The sequence below is a fragment of the Autumnicola psychrophila genome (genome assembly GCF_031846645.1).
Classification (GTDB): Bacteria; Bacteroidota; Bacteroidia; order Flavobacteriales; family Flavobacteriaceae; genus Autumnicola; species Autumnicola psychrophila.
Genome location: NZ_JAVRHN010000028.1, coordinates 1 through 1035, shown reverse-complemented (window position 1 = coordinate 1035; position 1035 = coordinate 1). Strand labels below are relative to the sequence as shown.

Genomic DNA, 1035 nt, shown 5'->3' with positions numbered 1-1035 from the left:
TAACGTGAGTTCGACTTAAGCAGATAACCTTTGCTCTATAATTTCCAGGTTTAAGGAAGGTTTTTTAGGAAAGAAGCTGTAGGCGATTAGCCCAGAGAGCAGGTTTGATAGGAAGTTATCAAAACTTCTATGCCTGGTATACTCGATTTGGCACATGTTCTTCAGCTCGTCATTTACTGTTTCGATGATGGCCCTTTTTTTCAACATCACCTTATCGTAGGTGTGCATCAGGCTGTTCTTCATGTTCTTTCTGATCTTGGTGACCAGATGGACCCCATCCACAAAAAGTTTTTCAAAGAGGTCTTTGCCTATGTACCCTTTGTCGCCATAAAGCTTTCCCATAATCTTTTTATGGAAATTATCGTTTTTTAAAGGTTCCCTGTCATCAACATTGCCCTGTGTGAGCATGAAATCCAGGATTTCACCTTTGTCATTGATGATCAAATGGAGTTTGAACCCAAAGAACCATCCTATGGAACATTGGCCTTTGGCAGCCATTCCTTTAAAAGTCTTGTGCTGCTTTTCCCTCTTGATATGGCACGATCTTAAGGGTGTTGAATCTATAAAAGAAATACCTGTGCATTTTCCCAAACAGCACATTTTCAGGAATAGCGCCATCGGCACCACTGCTTTTTGTTGTAGTTCCACAAAGCGGTTGTATGATACTGTCTCAGGAAATTCACTTTTTAAATGGGGTTTTACATAGAACAGGTAAAAGTGCTTCAGATTCCTGAAATTCCCGGAATGGAACAGCACCATAATAGTCAATACTTCACTATTTGAGAGTTTCGATTTCTTGTTCCTTCTTTTGATGCTGGAATCAGCTTCCAAAAGATGTCCTTGCTGGGCTTGTTCAAATTCTTGATGGAACTCATCAATAAAACAAAAAATTTCAGTAATTTTATCAGTAGAAATCATAAGCAGAATATCAGTTAAATATTTGAATGTTAAGTACTTAAATATACTGATTTTCTGCTTTTTCTTTGGTGTTCAACCACCCAAATTTTCACTTTTTCTTATATCGAACTCACGTTA

1 protein-coding gene is annotated in these 1035 nt (G+C 37.9%); it reads right to left on the bottom strand.

Going from position 1 to position 1035, the window contains the following annotated elements; translation table 11 throughout:
• Positions 1 to 15: 15 nt before the first annotated feature.
• The gene (locus tag RM541_RS17350) at positions 16 to 918 is read right to left on the bottom strand and encodes an IS982 family transposase (RefSeq protein WP_311501394.1); all 903 of its coding nucleotides are present in this window, start codon (positions 916 to 918) and stop codon (positions 16 to 18) included.
• Between the last annotated feature and the right edge of the window lie 117 nt (positions 919 to 1035).